At 53.1% G+C, this 529-nt stretch carries 1 rRNA gene; it reads left to right on the forward strand.

Features of this window, described 5'->3' with window-relative positions:
- Positions 1 to 529 (forward strand): 23S ribosomal RNA (locus ACYVAD_RS26190); the annotation flags it as partial.

Consider the following 529-nt stretch of genomic DNA (forward strand, 5'->3'; position numbering starts at 1 on the left):
GTTAGTCGGGTCCTAAGGCGTAGCGGAATTGCGAAGCTGACGGGAATGGGGTTAATAGTCCCCAACTATCCATACAGGTTAGTTCATGACGGAGTGCAGGGGGTTCTACGTACGGACGGAAGTGTGCGTTGAGACAAGGCTTCGGCTGCGTCGAAGGACTGAATGGGCTTCCAAGAAAAGTGGATTGGCGTGTAGCGTATGGATACCCGTACCGTAAACCGACACAGGTAGCTGGGCAGAATATGCTAAGGTGCGCGAAAGAATCATGGTTAAGGAACTCGGCAAAATTACCCTGTAACTTCGGGATAAGGGGGGCCGTCTCCGTGAGGAGCGGCTGCAGAGAAGACGCCCAGGCGACTGTTTACCAAAAACACAGGACTCTGCCAAAATGAAAGTTGACGCATAGGGTCTGACACCTGCCCGGTGCTGGAAGGTTAAGGGGGGAGCTTAGGGGTAACCCGAAGGTTTGAACTGAAGCCCCAGTAAACGGCGGCCGTAACTATAACGGTCCTAAGGTAGCGAAATTCCT

This window comes from Spirosoma pomorum (assembly GCF_054776615.1).